This window comes from Fodinibius sp. GM21, assembly GCF_058386955.1.
Genome location: NZ_JBYEIQ010000004.1, coordinates 521238 through 538535 on the forward strand (window position 1 = coordinate 521238; position 17298 = coordinate 538535).

Consider the following 17298-nt stretch of genomic DNA (forward strand, 5'->3'; position numbering starts at 1 on the left):
TAACAATAATTTATGCTAACTGATTTATGAAACGAATTTTGACGGCTATTGTTTTGATTTTTTTGCTTCCGTTGTTGCTTTTTGGGCAGGAAAAACCCAAACGCATCCTTTTCTTTGGGGACAGTATTACGGCAGGGTATGGAGTGGGCAAAGAAAATGCTTTCCCTGCTTTTATCCAGCAGAAAATTGATTCGCTGGATTGGAATTTCAAAACAGTGAATGGGGGATCGAGCGGTGAGACATCGGCCGGCGGTCTGTCTCGTATTGACTGGATGTTGCGTCAGCCGGTATCTGTGTTTGTACTTGAGCTGGGAGGCAATGACGGACTTCGTGGTATTGATTTGGATGCAACGAAAAAGAACTTACAGAAGATTATTGATCGTGTTGAAGCCAAATACCCCAGTGCCGCTATTGTTATAACGGGAATGCAGGTGCCGCCTAATTTGGGTCCCGAATATACCACTAAATTCAAGGAAATATATCCTAAACTGGCCGAAGAAAATAACGCTGAACTAATTCCTTATTTTTTGGATGATTTGGGGGGCGATTCAGAATTAATGCAGTCCGATGGAATCCACCCGACAGAAGCTGGTCACAGATTGTTGGCTGAGAAAACCTGGAACGTGTTAAAACCAATATTGCAATCAAAAAGAACAGATACTCACTCTAATTAAAAGCGTTTACTATTATGCGCAGGATAAAAGGGATTTTTCTAATCATCAGTTTACTTTTTCTATTTGGATTTACGGGGTTATCCCAAGCTCAGGAACTCGATTATGAACCGAAAGTACTGCTGGTGACCGCACATCCCGATGATGATGCGCTTTATGCAGCCACGGTATTTAAGACTACTCATTTGTTGGATGGTGTTGTAGATCTGGCCATTATGACGAATGGCGAAGGTGGATATAAATATTCAACGTTGGGTAATTATATTTATAATCGTGAGTTGGACCGGGAAGAAGTGGGTCGTGAATATCTGCCTGGCATCCGCAAAAGGGAATTGATGGCCGGCGGTAAAATTGTAGGTATGCGCAACTACTTCTTTTTCGATCAGGTGGATGATGAATATTCAAAAGACATTAGTCGCCCGATGCAAAAGTGGGACATCGATTGGATAAAACAGCGACTGCAAAAAATATTGAAAGAGCAACAGTACGACTTTGTATTTACCATGACGCCTTCAAAGTCGACGCACGGACATCACAAAGCCTCAGCGATTTTAGCCTTGCAGGCTATAAAAGAACTCCCCGAAGATGAGCGACCCCTTGTTTTTGCAACGACTATAGTTGATTCACTGGGAGATAAAATAAACTATACGCAGTTGGAAGGATATCCGGTTTCGAAGCTTATGGAGGGACAACAGCCGATGGAGTTCGATCGGACACAGAAATTTGGATTTGATAAACGGCTGGATTACAAGATTATCGCAAACTGGGTGATTGCCGAGCACAAATCGCAGGGAACCATGCAGCTTTTGATGGGACGCGGCAATGTGGAGCAGTATTGGCCGTATGCTAGTAATGATAAAGAAGCCTTAAGAAAAGCGAAGGAGTTCTTTGAGGCCGTTAATGACGTTCCCATTTATCGAAATCCCAATGTGGATTTTCGGAGGTAACAAAAGAGATGCCACTGTTTTGAGCAATGACATCTCTTGCTTAAATCATTTCTTGAATCTATAGGTTACCGACACATTTGCTGTAACGCTTACGGTCTGGTCAAATTCCATCAAACCGCTATCAGCAGCTCTGCTTGCGGTCATTTCCATCATAGGCCGGGGCGGACGACTACTATAGGAATGGTTGATATTTTTGATACCGGATATAGATACACCCGTTTCTGAAGCAATAATTTCAGCTTTTTCTCGAGCAGTTTTTAATGCTTCTTTGAGAGCCTCATTTTTTCCTTCCTCAGATTTGCTGGATGTAAAATTACCACTGAATTCGTCAAAATTATTTTCGATAAGCGTAATCTGTATTTGCTCATAGATGTCAAAATCATCCAGTGTTACAATAACATTTTGTCGCGTATAAATACGTTTCTCTTCCTTATTTCGATATGAATCGTTGTGTCTTTTATTGATTGAGATAGGTTCAAAATTCAGATCTTTATCTTTTATATCATGCTTTTTTAGCTGCCTGACTAACACTTTTTCCCGTTCCTTGTGAAGATCATACGCTTCTTGAGGCGTATCCCCCTCAGCATTGAGGTTGATTTGAAAAGCAATCTTATCCGCCGGAACCAGTACCTCCGCAGCGGCATTTATGGATATTTCATTTTGGGCTTGTCCATTTGTTGTTAAAATAAATAGTGCGAGGAAAAGGGTAAGAGCTCTCATAGAATACGTGTTTTTTAAGTTAAATATGTTAATCACACAAGACTGATTGTAATTTATCTTGAGAAATATTGGCACCACAAACAATAATAACGGTTGTTTGATCAGTAAAGCTGTTGGGGTGTTTAAGCAAACTTGCAATAGCCACACCCGCCGATCCTTCCACTAACTTTCTGTGGTGCTTGATCATGGAACGAATAGCGTCGGCAATTTCGTCTTCAGAAATTAAAATAAAATCATCGACAAGCTTTTGGCACAATTCAAAAGTAATAGAATCGCGCTCAAATCCACCTGCTGAACCGTCCGATAGGGTAGGCTCTGATTTTACTTCACGGTATTCACCGGCACGTACACTAACGCTCATTTCCGGGGAATTTTCGGGTTGACAGCCAATCATATGTATATCGGGTAAATGCTTTTTCACATACGCGCCGATACCCGAAATGAGACCACCGCCTCCCACAGTTGCTAAAATATTATCAAGTTGGGGCATAGCATTTAACAGTTCTATTCCGATGGTTCCCTGTCCCGCTATAATCTGCGGATCGTTATAGGGTGATATATAGATCCATCCGTTATCCTCGGCTGTCTTGCGGGCAAAGGTTTCGGTTGTATAGGGATCATCCCCATGGAATTCGATTTCCACATCAAAAGCGCTGATTGATTCAACCTTGGATGTCACCGCATTATGGGGCAAAAAAACCTTTCCCTTTATGCCAAGAAGGTCACAAGCACGGGCAAAGCCGAGCCCGTGATTTCCCGTTGATGCCGTAACTGGCAGATTGGTTATATTTTGCTCTTGTATCCATTTAAGCTTGTTTAAGCTGCCCCGTGCTTTAAAAGACCCCGTTATTTGTTCGCTTTCCAGTTTTAGATAGACATCACCGTTACAGTAGTCACTTAGCCAGTGTGAATAGATCAGCGGCGTATGAAAAACATCATCACGAATACGCTTGTGAGCTTGTTCAATTTCTTTGAGTAGCTCCATATCATTTACTGTAGTTTAGGTAGAATTGAAGGAAGCATTTTTGAAACCCACTGCTGGTACATTTTTCCTGAAGGATGTAAGTCATCGCTGGCCGTTAGTTCAGGATTGTCCAGTGCTTTCTCAGAGATAGGAGTAATGTTGATAAATGTGATCTCGTATTCTTCTGCAATGGATCGGGCGGTCTCATTATACTGTGTTAGTTCTTCCCGTATTTGCTCAGGATTACGTATTTGTCCAAATGGTGTGGCCCCATAATTGGGGATTGAAACCACAAACACATTTTCCTTCTCTTCTCCTGCAAAAGTAATAGCTTGGGAAAGTAATTCTTCAAACTCCTGCTCAAACTGATCAAAACTCAAGCCTTGATATTGATTATTAACGCCTATAAGTAGCGAAACCAAATCATACGATTTTTGAGGATTTTTTTCTTTGATTGCTTCTTGTAAATCAGCGGTAGTCCACCCGGTTTCGGCAATAATATCAGGAGACGAAACAGAATAGCCGCGCTGGCGTAGAGAATCAGCAAGCTGAACAGGCCAGCGCTCTTCTTTGTCGACGCTTTCGCCAATCGTGTAAGAATCACCCAGAGCCAGGAAGCTAATTTGTTCGAAGGTAATTTCTTGGTCGTAAACAGTAGATTTTGATTCCTGCTGACACCCACTTAATAAAAATATGGTCAGCAGTACAATAAAAAAGGTAAATATTCGCAGATGGTTAATAATCATACGGTGATCGTTAGGAGTTTGTATTTGAAAATTAGGTGGGTAATCCTTCCATTTTCATAATTTTAAGAGCATTGGTAGAAGGGCAGGGGCCAGGTTTCAGCTTGTATTCAAAACTCATCTTATTGCCCTCGATGGTTTCGGCGAAATGCCAGTTGCTGAGTTCGGGGATGGACTTTTCCAACTGTGCCAATTCAAGATCGTGAGTAGACACAAGTCCCACCCCGTTTTTACCGGCTACATTTTTCAGGAATGCTTCACTACCCTGCAGGCGTTCCCGGTTGTTGGTACCGCGGTATATCTCATCTACCATAAAAAATACCGGTGTATCATGGTTGTCATTAAGCATATCAAGTAATTCCCGCAAGCGCTTAACTTCTGCATAAAAATGAGACAGCCCATTGTCCAGCGAGTCTGTTACATTGATGCTGCTGTAAATTCGAAAAGGGATCGCAGAAAAGGTTGAAGCATTGACGGGAGCTCCTGCAAAGCACATGGACAGGTTGATTCCCATAGTTCGTAAAAATGTGCTTTTTCCAGCCATGTTTGAGCCGGTAATCAACAGAATATCGCCTTTTGAATCAACAGTGATATCATTGGTTACTTTCTCGTTATGGGGGATAAGTGGATGTCCCAGGGCAGTAGCTGAAAAAGGGACTGAGGATTCAACATCCGGCAAGGAAAAAAGATACTGAGGATTTAGCCAAGCAAAATTGGCCATTGAACAAAAAGCCTCAAGCTGATAGAAGTGTGTGAGCCATTCGTCCAGTTTTGGTGCGAGTTCTTTCTTATAGGTACTCAGTTTTTGTGAAAAGTAGAGGTCCCAGGGTACTAAAAAATTAAGCAGCACCCAGATAACTTCACTCTGTTGTGAAGAGGCTGCACCGGCAATACGAATAATGCTTTTTACATATTTGGAGGGGGAATAATCACTGCTCCAATAGGGTTTACAAAATGCTTTCAGGCGATTATTGGATTGATAATCGTAATTTTCTAAGAAGTGTAAAACAGGATTAAAGCGACTGAGCTGTTTTTCAATTTGATGCGCTTCGGTGTATAACCCGGATATTTTTTCGCTGTTAAAGTTATAAATCACTAAATATGCTACGAAGCTAATGATGACGTAGGGAGCAATAGTTCCCATGAGATAGAGTGCCAGCAGCACTATATTGAGAGCCGATAACCCTCCAAGTATTGTTAGCGGAAGCGTATAGTTGACCACTTGTGAGTTCCGTAGATAGTCGAGCAGCTCATCGAGATTCCAGTCGGTTTTAAGCTCCTGCTTGCTGTTGAGTTCTGCCAGCAGCTGTAGCTTGTCACGGAATTGTGGTTTTGCTTTAAGTTCTTTGACAATTTCCTGACGCTCTTTGACATCCTCAATCGTGGGTTCTCGCTTTAACAGATATTTGGCAAGTACATCGGTACTGCCTTGGTAGGTGGAAGTATCAATAAGTTGCAACAGAGAGTGGTTGCCAATTATATCGAGGTCGTTGGCAAAGGGATGGTCTTCGTAATTTGAGGTAGGTTTGCGTTTCGGTATATCTGACCAGTTTAATTGCTGGCGTGCCAAGTGGTGTTTCCGAATCGATTTCCAAATTTCAAACTCTTCTTTAGAGCGCTCAACGTTATTGTGTATTGTAATCAACCGGTTAAATCCAAAGAGAAACGCTGCCAATGTAATCCAGAAAAGCCATTCCGGCCCCCAATTTCCTGCCGCATAAACCAGTGCAAGGCCTCCCACAAAACCGAAAAGGCGACCCATCGAGAGACTACTGCTTAGCTTGTTAAGTGCATCAATATTATCGGATAAACGACGGACTTGATTTTTGAGCGCGTTTGCTAACGACTGTCGGGAATAGTTTTGCATATAATGTTTTGTTGGAATATAAATACTATGTCAAAGGATAGAGAAAGCAGCGAAAAGATGCAGATAGAAAATAGAGCTATAATTTATTATTGGCCAAGGCATAATTTTTTTATAAATTCAAATAAAGGATAAAAAGATCTTTTATTCTTGTTAGGTGATATATCAAAAAAATAAACCCTCAATAGTTATGAATATTATACATAAAGTAGGCACATTAGTGTTGGTGACGGTAATTTCAATGGCATTAATTTCGTGTGGCAATACAGAAGAAAAATCCAATAACACAACTCAGAATCGGTCAGCTTCTGCATCTACCACAGGACAGGCCGGCGTAGTGGATGATGAGTCTAAAGCACATATTTTGCGAATTGCTAAAGAATCTCCAGATCATACCATTTTGGCTAAAGCAATTGAAGCAGCAGGTATTCAAAATGTCTTGGTTAATCCGGGACCATTAACGGTTTTTGCTCCAACTGACGAAGCTTTCAAGGCACTTCCTGAAGGCACACTCGATGACTTGATGAAGCCCGAGAACAAATCGAAGTTGGCAAAAATATTAACATCTCATGCTTCTCCCGCTTCGCTGGATAAAGATCAATTGGCCAGCGGTATGAACGTGTATCTGGCTACGGGACATTACGTTCAGTCGGAAGAGAAAGATGAAGGGGTATATATTAACGGCGCCAAAATTCTAGGTACCGTTGATGCTTCAAATGGTTATGTCCACGTTGTTGACAAGGTATTTCTGGTGGCATACTAAGGGAGCTGTGGAAGGTGAGTAATAAAGTCCGGTAGCGTTCTAAGTTTCCGGACTTTATTTTCTATGCGTTCGTTTCTTAAGATCCTTAAAAAAAAGCTCTTATCGGAATGCGTCTCAGCAATTCCAATAAGAGCTAATAGTTGTTCAAATAAATGCCCTTCTAAATAATAGTGACTTATTTATCAGCCAGTTTTTGAAGAGTGTTAACCAATTTGTTGACCTTCGCAGTTTGACTGGATTTTGATGCCCGGCTATCCATATCATCAGCCAATCCATCAAGAAGTTTTTGTTGTTCTGTTCCTGATGTTTTTTCAGCTGCAGCGAGTTGCTTCCTGGCTTTAGTTATCTGATCCATAGAAAGTCCTTCACCTCGTTCGAGTTGATCTACATATGCTTTCGCAAGTGCAAAAGTGGCAGGCCAATTGTATTTCGGTTGTCCCTGCGGATTGAGTTGCTCAAACGTAACGGTATTGGCAGCTGCAATCTCATTTTTGGTGAGATAGGGGCTAGGTTCCAGTTCAAAGATATCAAGTCCGCGGGCGATTTCAGAGTTCACAATAACACCGTTGTACCAGTATACCGACCAGCTTCCGCCCATCTGCATACGAGTAGAGTCAACAGGACCACGATCGTGGTAAGCAATTTCAACAGGATTATTGGGATCGGTCCAGTCGAACACAGAGATACCACCCTGATACCAGGATTGTACCATGATATCACGATCGGGTATGGGTATCAGCGAGCCGTTGTGCGCTACACAGTTTTCTTCTGGGGTTTGTGGCGCAGGCATTTTGAAGTAACTTTGAAAATCCATTTCATTGTTTTCATCAATGGTAAAGATGGCGTTTGCGCCCCATTCCATAGGATCTTTCTCGCGGCACTTCGGTTGACCGCCGCCGCCCCATTCATCCGTAAAAAGAACTTTGTCACCTTCATTATTGAATGTAGCAGAGTGCCAGTAGGCAAAGTTTGAATCCGCAACCGCATCAACACGCTTGGGATTAGCAGGATCTTCAATATCTAAGAGAAGTCCGTATCCTTCACAAGCTCCGCCGGCCAATCCGATCTCAGGATACAATGTAATATCGTGACACTGATTTGGACCGCGATTTGCCATAAGATTTTCTTCCTCATCATCATTACCGCCAAAGCGTTCTTCGATCATCTTGCCAATATTTTCTCGCAGCATGGCACTGTCTTGTGCGGTAGGTTCGCCCTCGCCGCCGCGTTGCTTTACAACTTGCGCAAGCATCTGCTGAACATAACGATCAGGTATGATACGGGGTTGACCAAAAATTTCAGCTACAAATGCTCCTTCTGCTTTCGCTTTCTCAATTTGTTCTTTATCAGCAGGAGACATTCCGTGGGTAGGGGCTTCGGTAAGATTCTCAAAGATGCGTGGAGAATTAACGATCTTGGCATCTTCGGGACTATCCAAAGGTACCTGAATTACTTCGATTCGGAACAGGGCAGAGTTTGGATCCTCAGAGGGAGGAGCCGAAGAACAGCCTGGTAATTCTTCATCGGGACGTACCGGAGCTGATCCGGAAACGTACACGTACACATTTTCATCATCCTGAGGATCGTCTAAGACTGAATGAGTGTGTGATCCTCGGCAAGTCTGTACGTTGGAAACATATTCGGGATTTTCGATGTCGCTTATATCAAAAATTCGTATACCACGCAATCGTTCTTTGCTTGCTCGCTCATTAACTCCTTCGGTACCGCAGTCGAGACGTCCGCCCAGTCCTTCACCGGATACAAAGAGTAGGTCGCCGTAAACAGATACGTCACTTTGAGAAGCCGGACAAAGGAAATCAACCACAAGACTTGGGTTTGCAGGATCGGATATATCCCAAACCATGAAACCATTATAATTCCCCTGAATGGCATAGTTTCCTTTAAAAGCCAGGTCAGAGTTTGTTGAGCCTATAAAGTCTTTGGGCGGTGGGGTCGTCGAAAGCATCTCGAGATTCCATATCGCGTCTTCGGCATCGAATAATCCCGCTTTAAGACCCACGCGAGGATCTGGGCTGGGAGGACTTACTACATCCAGAGATTTTACATTGGATGTTTCGATGGTTTGTTCTTGCTGATTTTCAGTTACCGTTGATGAAGAAGAACAGGCATAAGTGCCGAATAAAGCTACTACGAATAATAGCCCCAGCCAGCGTTTACTTGCTCCCGCTAATCCGGCAACGGTAATGATGCGGTTGTAAAGTGAGTTCATAAAGATAGTTTTAGGTTAAAGGTAAAGCGTTGTTAAGGTGTTATCCTGATTCGGTAAGCTGATCGAGCATTTGCTGCATGCGATCTATTTCAGTGCGTTGATCTACCTGAATATCAGATGCCAATCGGAATGCTGTATCATCTTGCGCAGCGCCATCGGTATTAAATAAGTTTTCTACCATATATACAGCGCCCGAATGATGCTCAATCATGTATTTAAGAAAAAGTCTGTCGAAGTCTGCTCCTTTTGCAGCGGCTAATTCTTCAATTTGTTGCTGGGATAAAACTCCCCTCATTTTTTTATACATGGTATAGGGTTTACCATTGAGCTCGATCATTAAATTAAGTCCTTCTATTTCGATGTGTGGCACGGGCTGTTCGCGCTCCCGGAGCCACTGTTGCATTGATGCAATTTCATCTTTCTGAGCATTGATGATGCGTGCGGCCAGTCGCTGTATTTCGGGGCTGGCACCATTTTTCGGGGCCAAGCGGGACATAACCAGTGCCTGGGCATGATGAGCAATCATTCCTGTCATAAACTTGACGTCGGCCTTGCTGAATGATGTGCGCGAACTTTCAATACGATCCCAGTAAAGTTTTTCAAGTTCTGATTTGTCAGCTGAATCGTCCGCAGATTGTGTTGCTGTTTTTTCTGTGTGTTGGCAAGCGATCGTTCCTGTTGTGACGAGAAACACCAAAAATAATTTTAAAACTTTCAAACCGTCGAGTCTTTTAAATTTTATGAAAAGAATATCGTAACTCTTTTATAGCACAAATTGTGAATTACGATCAACATAATAATTGCAAATTCACAAAAATACTAATGTGATTACTTTAAAAAATGAAAATTCTATGACCTCCGTTGCTACCTAAGAATAATTCATGAACAGTTAGGGTTAACAAATAATGGTTAAATATCAGACGCAGAAATTACAAATAAGTTTCAGAAAGGCAGTTAAAAATGGTCTTGGTCAAATATGTGGATTAAGAAGCTAAAACCGAACGGATGTGACAAATACCTGTTTGCTATTTTAAAAATTACGGAAGTTATCAAAGTGTCCTTTTGTGAAGATAAATTATCTTCTTGTAATATCAACGATACGAATCACAGGGCCTACCATTCTGATGCTTCCCACGTTTTCTTCGACATTGGCAGCGACCGTAACATCAAGCCCGTCCTCTTGAAACTTAGAGGGCAGGTTGGTGGGTTCGTAGGTTTCATTGCCAGTTTCTATCGCCCAAAAGCCACCTTCAATTTCCATATACGTTACTTCTCCTTCGAAGTATAATTCGGCATCATGGGATGATTTTAGATCACTACAGTGTGTAATGCTTACTGCAATCAATAAAATGAACAGTAGCTGTTTTAACTGTCTCATGGTATTGTAACAAACCTTATTGTAGATTTTTTGTAATTCTAAAAAAGTTTAGTTCTATCATCAAATTTGGTGTGATTACCTGACAATATATGAGATAAAAGGCACATGAATAAAATAGGCCGGAATTTTATACAAATCCGGCCTATGAAAATATTAAATCCTGATAGACTAAGCTTTAATTAGACACTTCGAGCCCTCGTCGTTTCAGCAGATGGTTGACATCTGGTTCCTGGCCGCGATACTCTTTATAGAGTTCCATGGCCTCATCACTACCACCTTGCGAGAGAATGTATTCACGGAATCGATTCCCGTTTTCTTTTTCTAAGCCGCCTTGCTCCATCATATAAGCAAAGGCATCGGCGGCAAGAACTTCGCTCCAGATATAAGCGTAATAATTGGCAGCATATCCGCCGGAAAATATATGGGCAAAGTAGGGAGACTTATATCTTGGTGGTATGGCCTGCATGTCAAGATTGTATTTTGCAAGCGCATTGTTTTCAAATGCCTGTACATCTTGTGGAATCTCATCCTGACCCAGCAGGTGCCATTCCATATCAAGCATCGTTGCAGCCAGATATTCTTGGGTATCAAATCCTTGATTGAAATTGCTGGCTTCAATGACTTTGTCGAGCAGTTCCTGTGGAATTTGCTCTCCTGTTTTGTAGTGGATAGCATAATTCTCAAGCACTTCCGGCTGTATGGCCCAGTCTTCTTCAAATGTAGATGGAAACTCTACAAAATCACGAGGAACGGATGTTCCTGATTGGGATGGATATTTTACATCAGAGAAAAGCCCGTGTACGGCATGCCCCATTTCATGGAACATGGTTGTAACGTTATCGAAACTGATGAGTGCGGGTTCTCCTTCTGCGGGAGGGGGGATATTCATGACGTTTACAATCACGGGCTTTTTATCCAACAGATGCGATTGTGATACGAAAGAGTTCATCCAGGCCCCGCCGCGCTTGGAATCGCGCTCAAAATAATCGGCATAAAACAAACCGATTTGTTCGCCGTTCTCATCATACACATTAAATGTTCGCACATCTTCGTGATAGACCGGCAGATCATTTCGTTCTTCAAAGGTGATACCGAACAATTTTTTCATTGTATAGAACACACCGTCTTTTAACACCCGGTCGAGTTCAAAATAAGGACGTACTTCTGATTCATCGATATTGTATTCTGCCTTGCGTACCTTTTCAGCATAGTAATTCCAGTCCCAGGGTTGGACTTCTTCATCGATGCCATCTTTTCGCATCATTTCTTTAATGGCATCCGCTTCATTTTGTGAGTTTTGTATTACCGGCGGAATGAGATCCGTAAGCATATCGAGAGCAGCTTCCGGTGTTTTCGCAGTTTGGGGATCAAGTTTATAGGCAGCAAAGTTCTCGTATCCCAATAAGTTTGCTTTTTCGGCGCGCAGTTCAGCAAGTTCTAGAACAATGGGACGGTTGTCTATCCCACCATTTTGTCCAATGCCTCGATAGGCAGAGGCTTTCCATACTCGTTCGCGTAGATTACGATTGTTCAGACTTTTTAAAATGGGGACGCGGGTGGTATTGGTGATAGTAAGTAGATACTTGCCGTCTTCACCACGTTCAGCTGCAGTTTCTTGGGCAGCTGAAATACGATCATCGCTGAGTCCGTCCAGCTTATTTACATCATCAACTAAAACGGCGCGTTCTTGGGTTATTTCCAGCAGATTATCCTGGAATTGAGTAGTAAGTGTCGAAACACGCTCATTGATTTTGCGCATTCGTTCTTTTTCTTCTTCCGAAAGTTCGGCCCCTGCGCGAACGAATTCGCGATGAGTGTCCTCAAGCAGTTTTAATGAGGCCTCGTCAAGTTCAAGTTCGTCTCTTTTTTGGTAAAGGGTTTTTACACGATCGAAAAGATCGGCATTAAGCAGGATATCATCGGAATGGGCAGCCAGCTTAGGAGCCATTTCTGACTGTATTTCCTGTATCTTATCGTTGGTATGGGCCGATGTAAGATTATAAAAGACAGAGCTTGTTCGTCGAAGTAGTTCTCCGCTTTTTTCCATTGCCACAATAGTATTTTCAAAAGTCGGCGGCTCCGGGTTGGTCGCAATAGCTTCCATTTCTTCCAGTTCCTGTTTCATTCCTTCTTCAAAAGCAGGGCGATAATGTTCAACTTCTATGGCATCAAAATCGGGTGCTTCATAGGGAAGAGAACTTGCAGAAAATAGGGGATTGTTGTTCATCGAATCTGTTTCACTTTTGGATTGATCGCAGGATGATAGTGATAGGCTGAATGCCAGCGATAAAATTAAAAGGTGAATAATTTTCATCATACAAAAGTTAATTGGTTGTTGGGTCTTGATCAGTTGAATATAAAGAAATTTGTGTTGCCCGAAATGATAAATATCAGGTTCAAACCTGCAATAACTAAAAAAAGATTTAAAAGGGGGCATTTTTTAATCAAATATTATTCCTTTTCCGGAGAGATAAGATGGGTAGTGCTATCTTAATCATGCATTACCACAAGCTTGATTGATGCCATTCTTGCACTGTTGCAATAGGGGCTTTCGGAATGGTTGAAAATGTATGGTCTGGAGGTTCTAATGCATGCCTTATAGGCATTACAGAATGGTCTGATTCTTGTGGTACTACTATTAAAAAACGCTGAAAACATAGAAGGAGTATTACCATTTGTAGCTTGTCGTTTGACCAGCTATCTGTTTTCGGCTCTCCAAATAAATAAAAAGGAGGTTGTTATGTATTCAGATATGAAGAATCCCAAATATGACCTCAGAACATATTATAAACTGTTTTGGGAAACCGGTGTTATTATTTCACTCCTGATATTTATTGGGTTGACGAAAATTGATTTCAGTGTAGAAAAATCAGAAATAACCTTCAAGGGGGAACAAGAGGTTGTTGAGATGGAAGAGGTTGTACAAACGGAGCAACAAAATCGTCCACCCCCACCTCCACGACCACAAGTTCCTGTAGCAGTGCCTAACAGTGAGATTATTGAGGATGTGGAAATCAATATTGATGCAGAAATTGATATGGAGGAATCCCTGGAGATGCCACCCCCACCCCAGGAGGAAGAAGGGGTTGAAGAGGAGGAAGAGGATTTCTTTGTCTCAGTAGAAAAAATGCCCAAAATGAAAACCAGCTTAGCTGAACTTCAAAAGAAAATTGTATATCCTGATAAAGCCCAAAAAGCCGGTATAGAGGGGCGTGTTATTGTACAGTTTGTTGTCAATGAGAAGGGCGAAGTCGAGAATCCCAAAGTTATCCGCGGTATCGGTGGCGGTTGTGATGAGGAGGCACTACGTGTTGCGAAATTAGCGAAGTTTGAACCCGGAGAGCAGCGAGGAGTCCCGGTTCGTGTTCAATTTACACTTCCTATTATGTTTAAGCTTCGAAATAATCGATAACTTTGATACTTAAAAATAGATCATAGCAAGAATATATACACCGACTACCAGTGCTGTTGTGATAACTGCCGTAGGTCTGGCAAAATTGAGGGCGTATCCTCCACCACGAGGTTTAAAAAGTCGTGGATCGCTGGGGTTAAAATAGATGAAGTACCAGTAAAAGTGTTTGGCCTCAGACTGGTATTGTTTTCCCAGATTATTTTTGTGCCACTTATAGCTCATAAAAGCGTTATAACCCAACAGAACAAGAAAAAATAGGAGTATGGCTGTTACAATGGTAAAAACTACCACGATGTTATTTATTTTCTATTGTGCCAGCTTAACTTTCAACTTGTTATCTAAATAGCAACGTTTAAGAAATTATGAATCTTTTTTAAGTGTGGCAATGGTAGCGCCCCACCCGCTGCGGTCATTTGCCAGGGAGTAGGACTTTACTTTATCATTTCTGTTAAGAAGAGCATGTACCGAACGCCGGAGATTGCCCGTTCCTTTGCCGTGAATTATGCGAATCTCATAGATTTCCTTTTGCAGGCATTCATCAATATAACCGGGAATGAGTGAGCCCAGTTCTTCTGGTTTAAAGGTATGCAGGTCTAGAGTCCCATCAATGGGAATTTCAGTAGGTTCCATTATCTTAATAATCTAATTTATTTCTTGAAAAGATAAGTATAGAAAGCAGAATAGTGAGATTAAACGTTTATTTATGGATACTTGCCGCCAAGTATTTGTTTTTTATTCTCTTGTTATTATATATCAAGTGATGAAGAAACAGATGATCATATCATTTATTACACTGCTTGTATTGTTGATGGGGGCAAAGTGTGCCTATTGTCAACATGATAACAGCCGTTTTTTACGGTGGCTTAAAGATGATCCTGTATCTATGATTTCGAATGTACAGTCTGACCAGCTCTTAACGATGGCCTCATTCGGGATGGGTATAGCTGCAATTTCTGTTTCTGATGTCAGTATAAGTAACACTATGCGGCGACATTATTCACAATCCCCAATCCTTGATTTCACCAATCGATGGGGGGCTTGGGAAACCGTATTACCTGTTTCGGCGGGTATTTTTGGCACATCGCTGCTTACTAACAACACAAAATTTCAAGATGCTGCTTTTACTTCTTTACAGTCGTTAGTTATGACCAATATTACGGTTAATGCCGGGAAGTTTCTGTTCGCCCGACAACGTCCTGCCCACAACGGGGGACCTTTTGATGTGGAATTTGCTGAGTTAGGGGCAACTTCATTTCCGTCAGGGCATACAGCTACAGCATTCGCATTGGTAACACCGTGGGTTATTTATTATCCAAGTCCGGTAACCTATTCCTTAATGGCTATTCCGGTAGGGACTGCAATTGCTCGTGTTGCCAAGGGACGTCATTGGCTAAGCGATGTTACCGCCGGAGCTGCCATTGGCTTTTCAATGGCTTATCATTTATCAAAAAAGCATCTAAAGATACAATCTGATCGGGTGGAAATAATGCCGCTTGCCAGTCGAAATAGTGTGGCTTTGAGCGTTAATTTATCTTTTTAGAAAGTGATTGCAGAAAAAACTTTTACGCTCGCTCGGCCAGTTCAAACCATCGTTCAGTACATTCCTCAATTTCAGTTTTTAGTGCTGAGTATTCATCTGACTTTTCGCGAAGTTGTTCATGGTCTAAATTACCGCTGCTAATTTCAGCTTCGAGTTCTTTTTTCTTCTCCTCCAGTTTCGCAATTTTATCTTCGAGCTTATTGTACTCCCGGCGTTCATTATAGCTGAGACGTTCATCATAATTGCCGGACGTTTTCTGTCCATTTTGGGATGTCGAGGATTCTGCCTTCTTTTTTGCGCGTTCTTTGGCTTCACGTTCTTTTTTTAGCTGACGATATTCTTCATATGAACCGTGATGGTCATGTACTTTTCCTTCTCCTTCAAAAATAAGGTAATGGTCAACCAACTTGTCCATAAAAAAGCGGTCGTGTGATGCGATAATCAGGCATCCCTCAAATCCCATTAAAAACTCTTCGAGCTTGTTAAGCGTAAGCAAATCCAGATCGTTGGTAGGTTCATCAAGGACTAGGAAATTGGGATTTTCCAGCAGTACCATCATCAGGCTGAGACGACGCTTTTCACCGCCGCTCAGATTTTTGACCGGCGTATACTGCATGTCAGAAGTAAACATAAAGTGTTTAAGAAACTGCGATGCCGATATTTTTGATCCATCCGCCAGCTCTACTACTTTTCGCACATCTTCAATGACGTCAATCACGCGCTGTTCCTCATCAAAATTGAGCCCTTCCTGCCGGTAGTGACCAAAGACAATTGTTTCGCCCACACGTCGCTTGCCGGAATCAAATGACTCTTCGCCTGTAAGAACTTTTAGAAAGGTGCTTTTGCCCACGCCGTTTTCACCGATGATACCGATGCGTTCTCCCTTTTCAAAGTCGTAGTAAAAACTGTCCAGAATTTTCTCATCCCCGTAACTCTTGGAAACATTAAGCAGCTCCAAGATTTTTCCGCCCATGCGCTGCATATCCATTTGGAGGCGCAGTTCGGGCCCATCGGGACCGGTATCGAGTTCATCTTCTAACTCCTTAAAATCATCGATGCGCGATTTTGATTTGCTGGTTCGTGCTTTGGGTGATCGACGCATCCATTCCAGCTCTTGTTTGTACAGCTGGTTGGCTTTGTGGGCACGTTTGCGCTCAATTTCACGCCGTTCAGCACGTTTCTGCAGAAAGTACTGGTAATTTCCCTGGTGATGATAGAGCTTGCCGTTTTCCAGCTCGATGATATGGTCGCACACCCGGTCGAGGAAATAACGGTCGTGGGTAACCATTAATAGCGTTTTATTTGTTGATTTAAGATAATCTTCCAGCCATTCGATCATCTCCACATCAAGATGGTTGGTCGGCTCATCAAGGATGAGCATATCGGGATCATCCAATAAGACAAAAGCCAGGGCGACCCGTTTCCGCTGACCGCCCGAGAGTGTTGCAATAGATTGGTCAAGATCGTGGATATTTAGCTTTCCAAGGATTTGCTCCATGCGTTGCTCATAATCCCAGGCATTGGCAGCATCCATCTTGGAGGCCGCTTTCTGAAAAGCTTGCTGTGTTTCTTCGTTGTAGTTCTGGGCCTGAGCCTCCGCGGCGCGCTCATATTCCTGGATTAAACGCACCATTTCATTGTTGCTCTGCGCTATATAATCACGGATAGTCAGGTTTTCGTCGAGTTGGGGATCCTGTTCCAAAAAACCGATGCTTACGTCGTTCTGGATCATCACCTTGCCTTTGTCCGGCGTTTCTTTGCCGGCTAAAATGTGGAGGAGCGTAGATTTTCCTGTGCCATTTTCGGCAATAAGGGCTGTTTTATCCCCTTCGGAGATCCCAAAGGTAAGTCCTTCAAATAAGACCTTGTGTCCGTAATTCTTTGACAGGTTTTCAGTGGAAAGATACGTCATGAATAATAGATGATGCCAAAACAGATGGTTTGATAGCTTATTTTAATTGCCATGCAAAATAAGGAACCCAAGCGCCACTTAGAAACGTTGATCACATCAAATCATTACACAATAACACCAGTTATATTGTGCTTTTTGATGGTTAAGCCTATTT

Annotated in this window: 16 protein-coding genes; 5 read left to right on the plus strand and 11 right to left on the minus strand. The window is 42.3% G+C overall.

From position 1 onward, the window contains the following. Positions 1-26: 26 nt before the first annotated feature. Both ACT3IB_RS12590 and ACT3IB_RS12595 read left to right on the plus strand, forming a co-directional pair. Positions 27-674 carry an arylesterase gene (locus ACT3IB_RS12590; RefSeq protein WP_491539367.1) on the plus strand — a complete coding sequence of 216 codons (648 nt, stop codon included), beginning with the start codon at positions 27-29 and terminating at the stop codon, positions 672-674. A 14-nt stretch (positions 675-688) separates the two neighbouring features. Continuing rightward, a complete protein-coding gene (locus ACT3IB_RS12595) occupies positions 689-1618 on the plus strand; it encodes a PIG-L family deacetylase (RefSeq protein WP_491539368.1) in 930 nt (309 codons plus the stop codon). Between the two features lie 45 nt (positions 1619-1663). On the opposite strand, the gene ACT3IB_RS12600 is transcribed toward ACT3IB_RS12595, so the two are convergent. The 4 genes from ACT3IB_RS12600 to ACT3IB_RS12615 are packed head-to-tail and all read right to left on the minus strand — an operon-like array spanning position 1664 to position 5912. After that, the gene (locus ACT3IB_RS12600; protein WP_491539369.1) at positions 1664-2338 is read right to left on the minus strand and encodes an SIMPL domain-containing protein; all 675 of its coding nucleotides are present in this window, start codon (positions 2336-2338) and stop codon (positions 1664-1666) included. A 28-nt stretch (positions 2339-2366) separates the two neighbouring features. Then, positions 2367-3323, minus strand: coding sequence for a threonine/serine dehydratase (locus tag ACT3IB_RS12605; RefSeq protein WP_491539370.1), 957 nt, complete (start codon positions 3321-3323; stop codon positions 2367-2369). Between the two features lie 5 nt (positions 3324-3328). Next, entirely contained in the window at positions 3329-4048 is a 720-nt protein-coding gene (locus ACT3IB_RS12610; protein ID WP_491539371.1) for an SGNH/GDSL hydrolase family protein, read from the minus strand. Positions 4049-4079: 31 nt separating this feature from the next. Beyond that, on the minus strand, positions 4080-5912 hold the full coding sequence (locus ACT3IB_RS12615) for a MutS family DNA mismatch repair protein (protein ID WP_491539372.1): 1833 nt from the start codon (positions 5910-5912) through the stop codon (positions 4080-4082). Between the two features lie 187 nt (positions 5913-6099). On the opposite strand from ACT3IB_RS12615, the gene ACT3IB_RS12620 reads away from it, so the two are divergent. Next, positions 6100-6672: a fasciclin domain-containing protein gene (locus ACT3IB_RS12620; protein WP_491539373.1), complete on the plus strand. Its 573-nt coding sequence runs from the start codon at positions 6100-6102 to the stop codon at positions 6670-6672. A gap of 175 nt (positions 6673-6847) precedes the next feature. Here ACT3IB_RS12620 and ACT3IB_RS12625 read toward each other — a convergent pair whose 3' ends face one another. From ACT3IB_RS12625 to ACT3IB_RS12640, 4 genes are all read right to left on the minus strand, one after another. Beyond that, positions 6848-8902, minus strand: coding sequence for an LVIVD repeat-containing protein (locus ACT3IB_RS12625; RefSeq protein ID WP_491539374.1), 2055 nt, complete (start codon positions 8900-8902; stop codon positions 6848-6850). A gap of 40 nt (positions 8903-8942) precedes the next feature. Then, entirely contained in the window at positions 8943-9620 is a 678-nt protein-coding gene (locus ACT3IB_RS12630; protein WP_491539375.1) for a DUF305 domain-containing protein, read from the minus strand. Between the two features lie 357 nt (positions 9621-9977). After that, entirely contained in the window at positions 9978-10280 is a 303-nt protein-coding gene (locus ACT3IB_RS12635) for a hypothetical protein (RefSeq protein ID WP_491539376.1), read from the minus strand. A 175-nt stretch (positions 10281-10455) separates the two neighbouring features. Then, complete coding sequence (locus ACT3IB_RS12640) at positions 10456-12597, minus strand: M3 family metallopeptidase (RefSeq protein WP_491539377.1); 2142 nt, start codon at positions 12595-12597, stop codon at positions 10456-10458. A gap of 309 nt (positions 12598-12906) precedes the next feature. Between ACT3IB_RS12640 and ACT3IB_RS12645 the strand changes: the two genes are divergently transcribed. Then, positions 12907-13692, plus strand: a complete 786-nt coding sequence (locus ACT3IB_RS12645) for an energy transducer TonB (RefSeq protein WP_491539378.1) — start codon at positions 12907-12909, stop codon at positions 13690-13692. A gap of 9 nt (positions 13693-13701) precedes the next feature. On the opposite strand, the gene ACT3IB_RS12650 is transcribed toward ACT3IB_RS12645, so the two are convergent. Both ACT3IB_RS12650 and ACT3IB_RS12655 read right to left on the minus strand, forming a co-directional pair. After that, the gene (locus ACT3IB_RS12650) at positions 13702-13914 is read right to left on the minus strand and encodes a hypothetical protein (RefSeq protein WP_491539379.1); all 213 of its coding nucleotides are present in this window, start codon (positions 13912-13914) and stop codon (positions 13702-13704) included. A gap of 138 nt (positions 13915-14052) precedes the next feature. Next, positions 14053-14322: a Smr/MutS family protein gene (locus ACT3IB_RS12655; RefSeq protein WP_491539380.1), complete on the minus strand. Its 270-nt coding sequence runs from the start codon at positions 14320-14322 to the stop codon at positions 14053-14055. Between the two features lie 142 nt (positions 14323-14464). Here ACT3IB_RS12655 and ACT3IB_RS12660 point away from each other — a divergent pair, with 142 nt between their 5' ends. Next, on the plus strand, positions 14465-15232 hold the full coding sequence (locus ACT3IB_RS12660) for a phosphatase PAP2 family protein (RefSeq protein ID WP_491539381.1): 768 nt from the start codon (positions 14465-14467) through the stop codon (positions 15230-15232). Between the two features lie 22 nt (positions 15233-15254). Here the strand turns inward: ACT3IB_RS12660 and ACT3IB_RS12665 are convergent, their stop codons facing one another. After that, positions 15255-17144, minus strand: coding sequence for an ABC-F family ATP-binding cassette domain-containing protein (locus tag ACT3IB_RS12665; RefSeq protein ID WP_491539382.1), 1890 nt, complete (start codon positions 17142-17144; stop codon positions 15255-15257). Positions 17145-17298: the final 154 nt, after the last annotated feature.

Coding starts and splice junctions, on each gene's coding strand:
- ACT3IB_RS12610 (WP_491539371.1), bottom strand. CDS start 4,048: ATGATTATTAACCATCTGCGAATATTTACCTTTTTTATTGTACTGCTG.
- ACT3IB_RS12605 (WP_491539370.1), bottom strand. CDS start 3,323: ATGGAGCTACTCAAAGAAATTGAACAAGCTCACAAGCGTATTCGTGAT.
- ACT3IB_RS12620 (WP_491539373.1), top strand. CDS start 6,100: ATGAATATTATACATAAAGTAGGCACATTAGTGTTGGTGACGGTAATT.
- ACT3IB_RS12600 (WP_491539369.1), bottom strand. CDS start 2,338: ATGAGAGCTCTTACCCTTTTCCTCGCACTATTTATTTTAACAACAAAT.
- ACT3IB_RS12655 (WP_491539380.1), bottom strand. CDS start 14,322: ATGGAACCTACTGAAATTCCCATTGATGGGACTCTAGACCTGCATACC.
- ACT3IB_RS12615 (WP_491539372.1), bottom strand. CDS start 5,912: ATGCAAAACTATTCCCGACAGTCGTTAGCAAACGCGCTCAAAAATCAA.
- ACT3IB_RS12660 (WP_491539381.1), top strand. CDS start 14,465: ATGATCATATCATTTATTACACTGCTTGTATTGTTGATGGGGGCAAAG.
- ACT3IB_RS12595 (WP_491539368.1), top strand. CDS start 689: ATGCGCAGGATAAAAGGGATTTTTCTAATCATCAGTTTACTTTTTCTA.
- ACT3IB_RS12625 (WP_491539374.1), bottom strand. CDS start 8,902: ATGAACTCACTTTACAACCGCATCATTACCGTTGCCGGATTAGCGGGA.
- ACT3IB_RS12650 (WP_491539379.1), bottom strand. CDS start 13,914: ATGAGCTATAAGTGGCACAAAAATAATCTGGGAAAACAATACCAGTCT.
- ACT3IB_RS12640 (WP_491539377.1), bottom strand. CDS start 12,597: ATGATGAAAATTATTCACCTTTTAATTTTATCGCTGGCATTCAGCCTA.
- ACT3IB_RS12665 (WP_491539382.1), bottom strand. CDS start 17,144: ATGACGTATCTTTCCACTGAAAACCTGTCAAAGAATTACGGACACAAG.
- ACT3IB_RS12635 (WP_491539376.1), bottom strand. CDS start 10,280: ATGAGACAGTTAAAACAGCTACTGTTCATTTTATTGATTGCAGTAAGC.
- ACT3IB_RS12590 (WP_491539367.1), top strand. CDS start 27: ATGAAACGAATTTTGACGGCTATTGTTTTGATTTTTTTGCTTCCGTTG.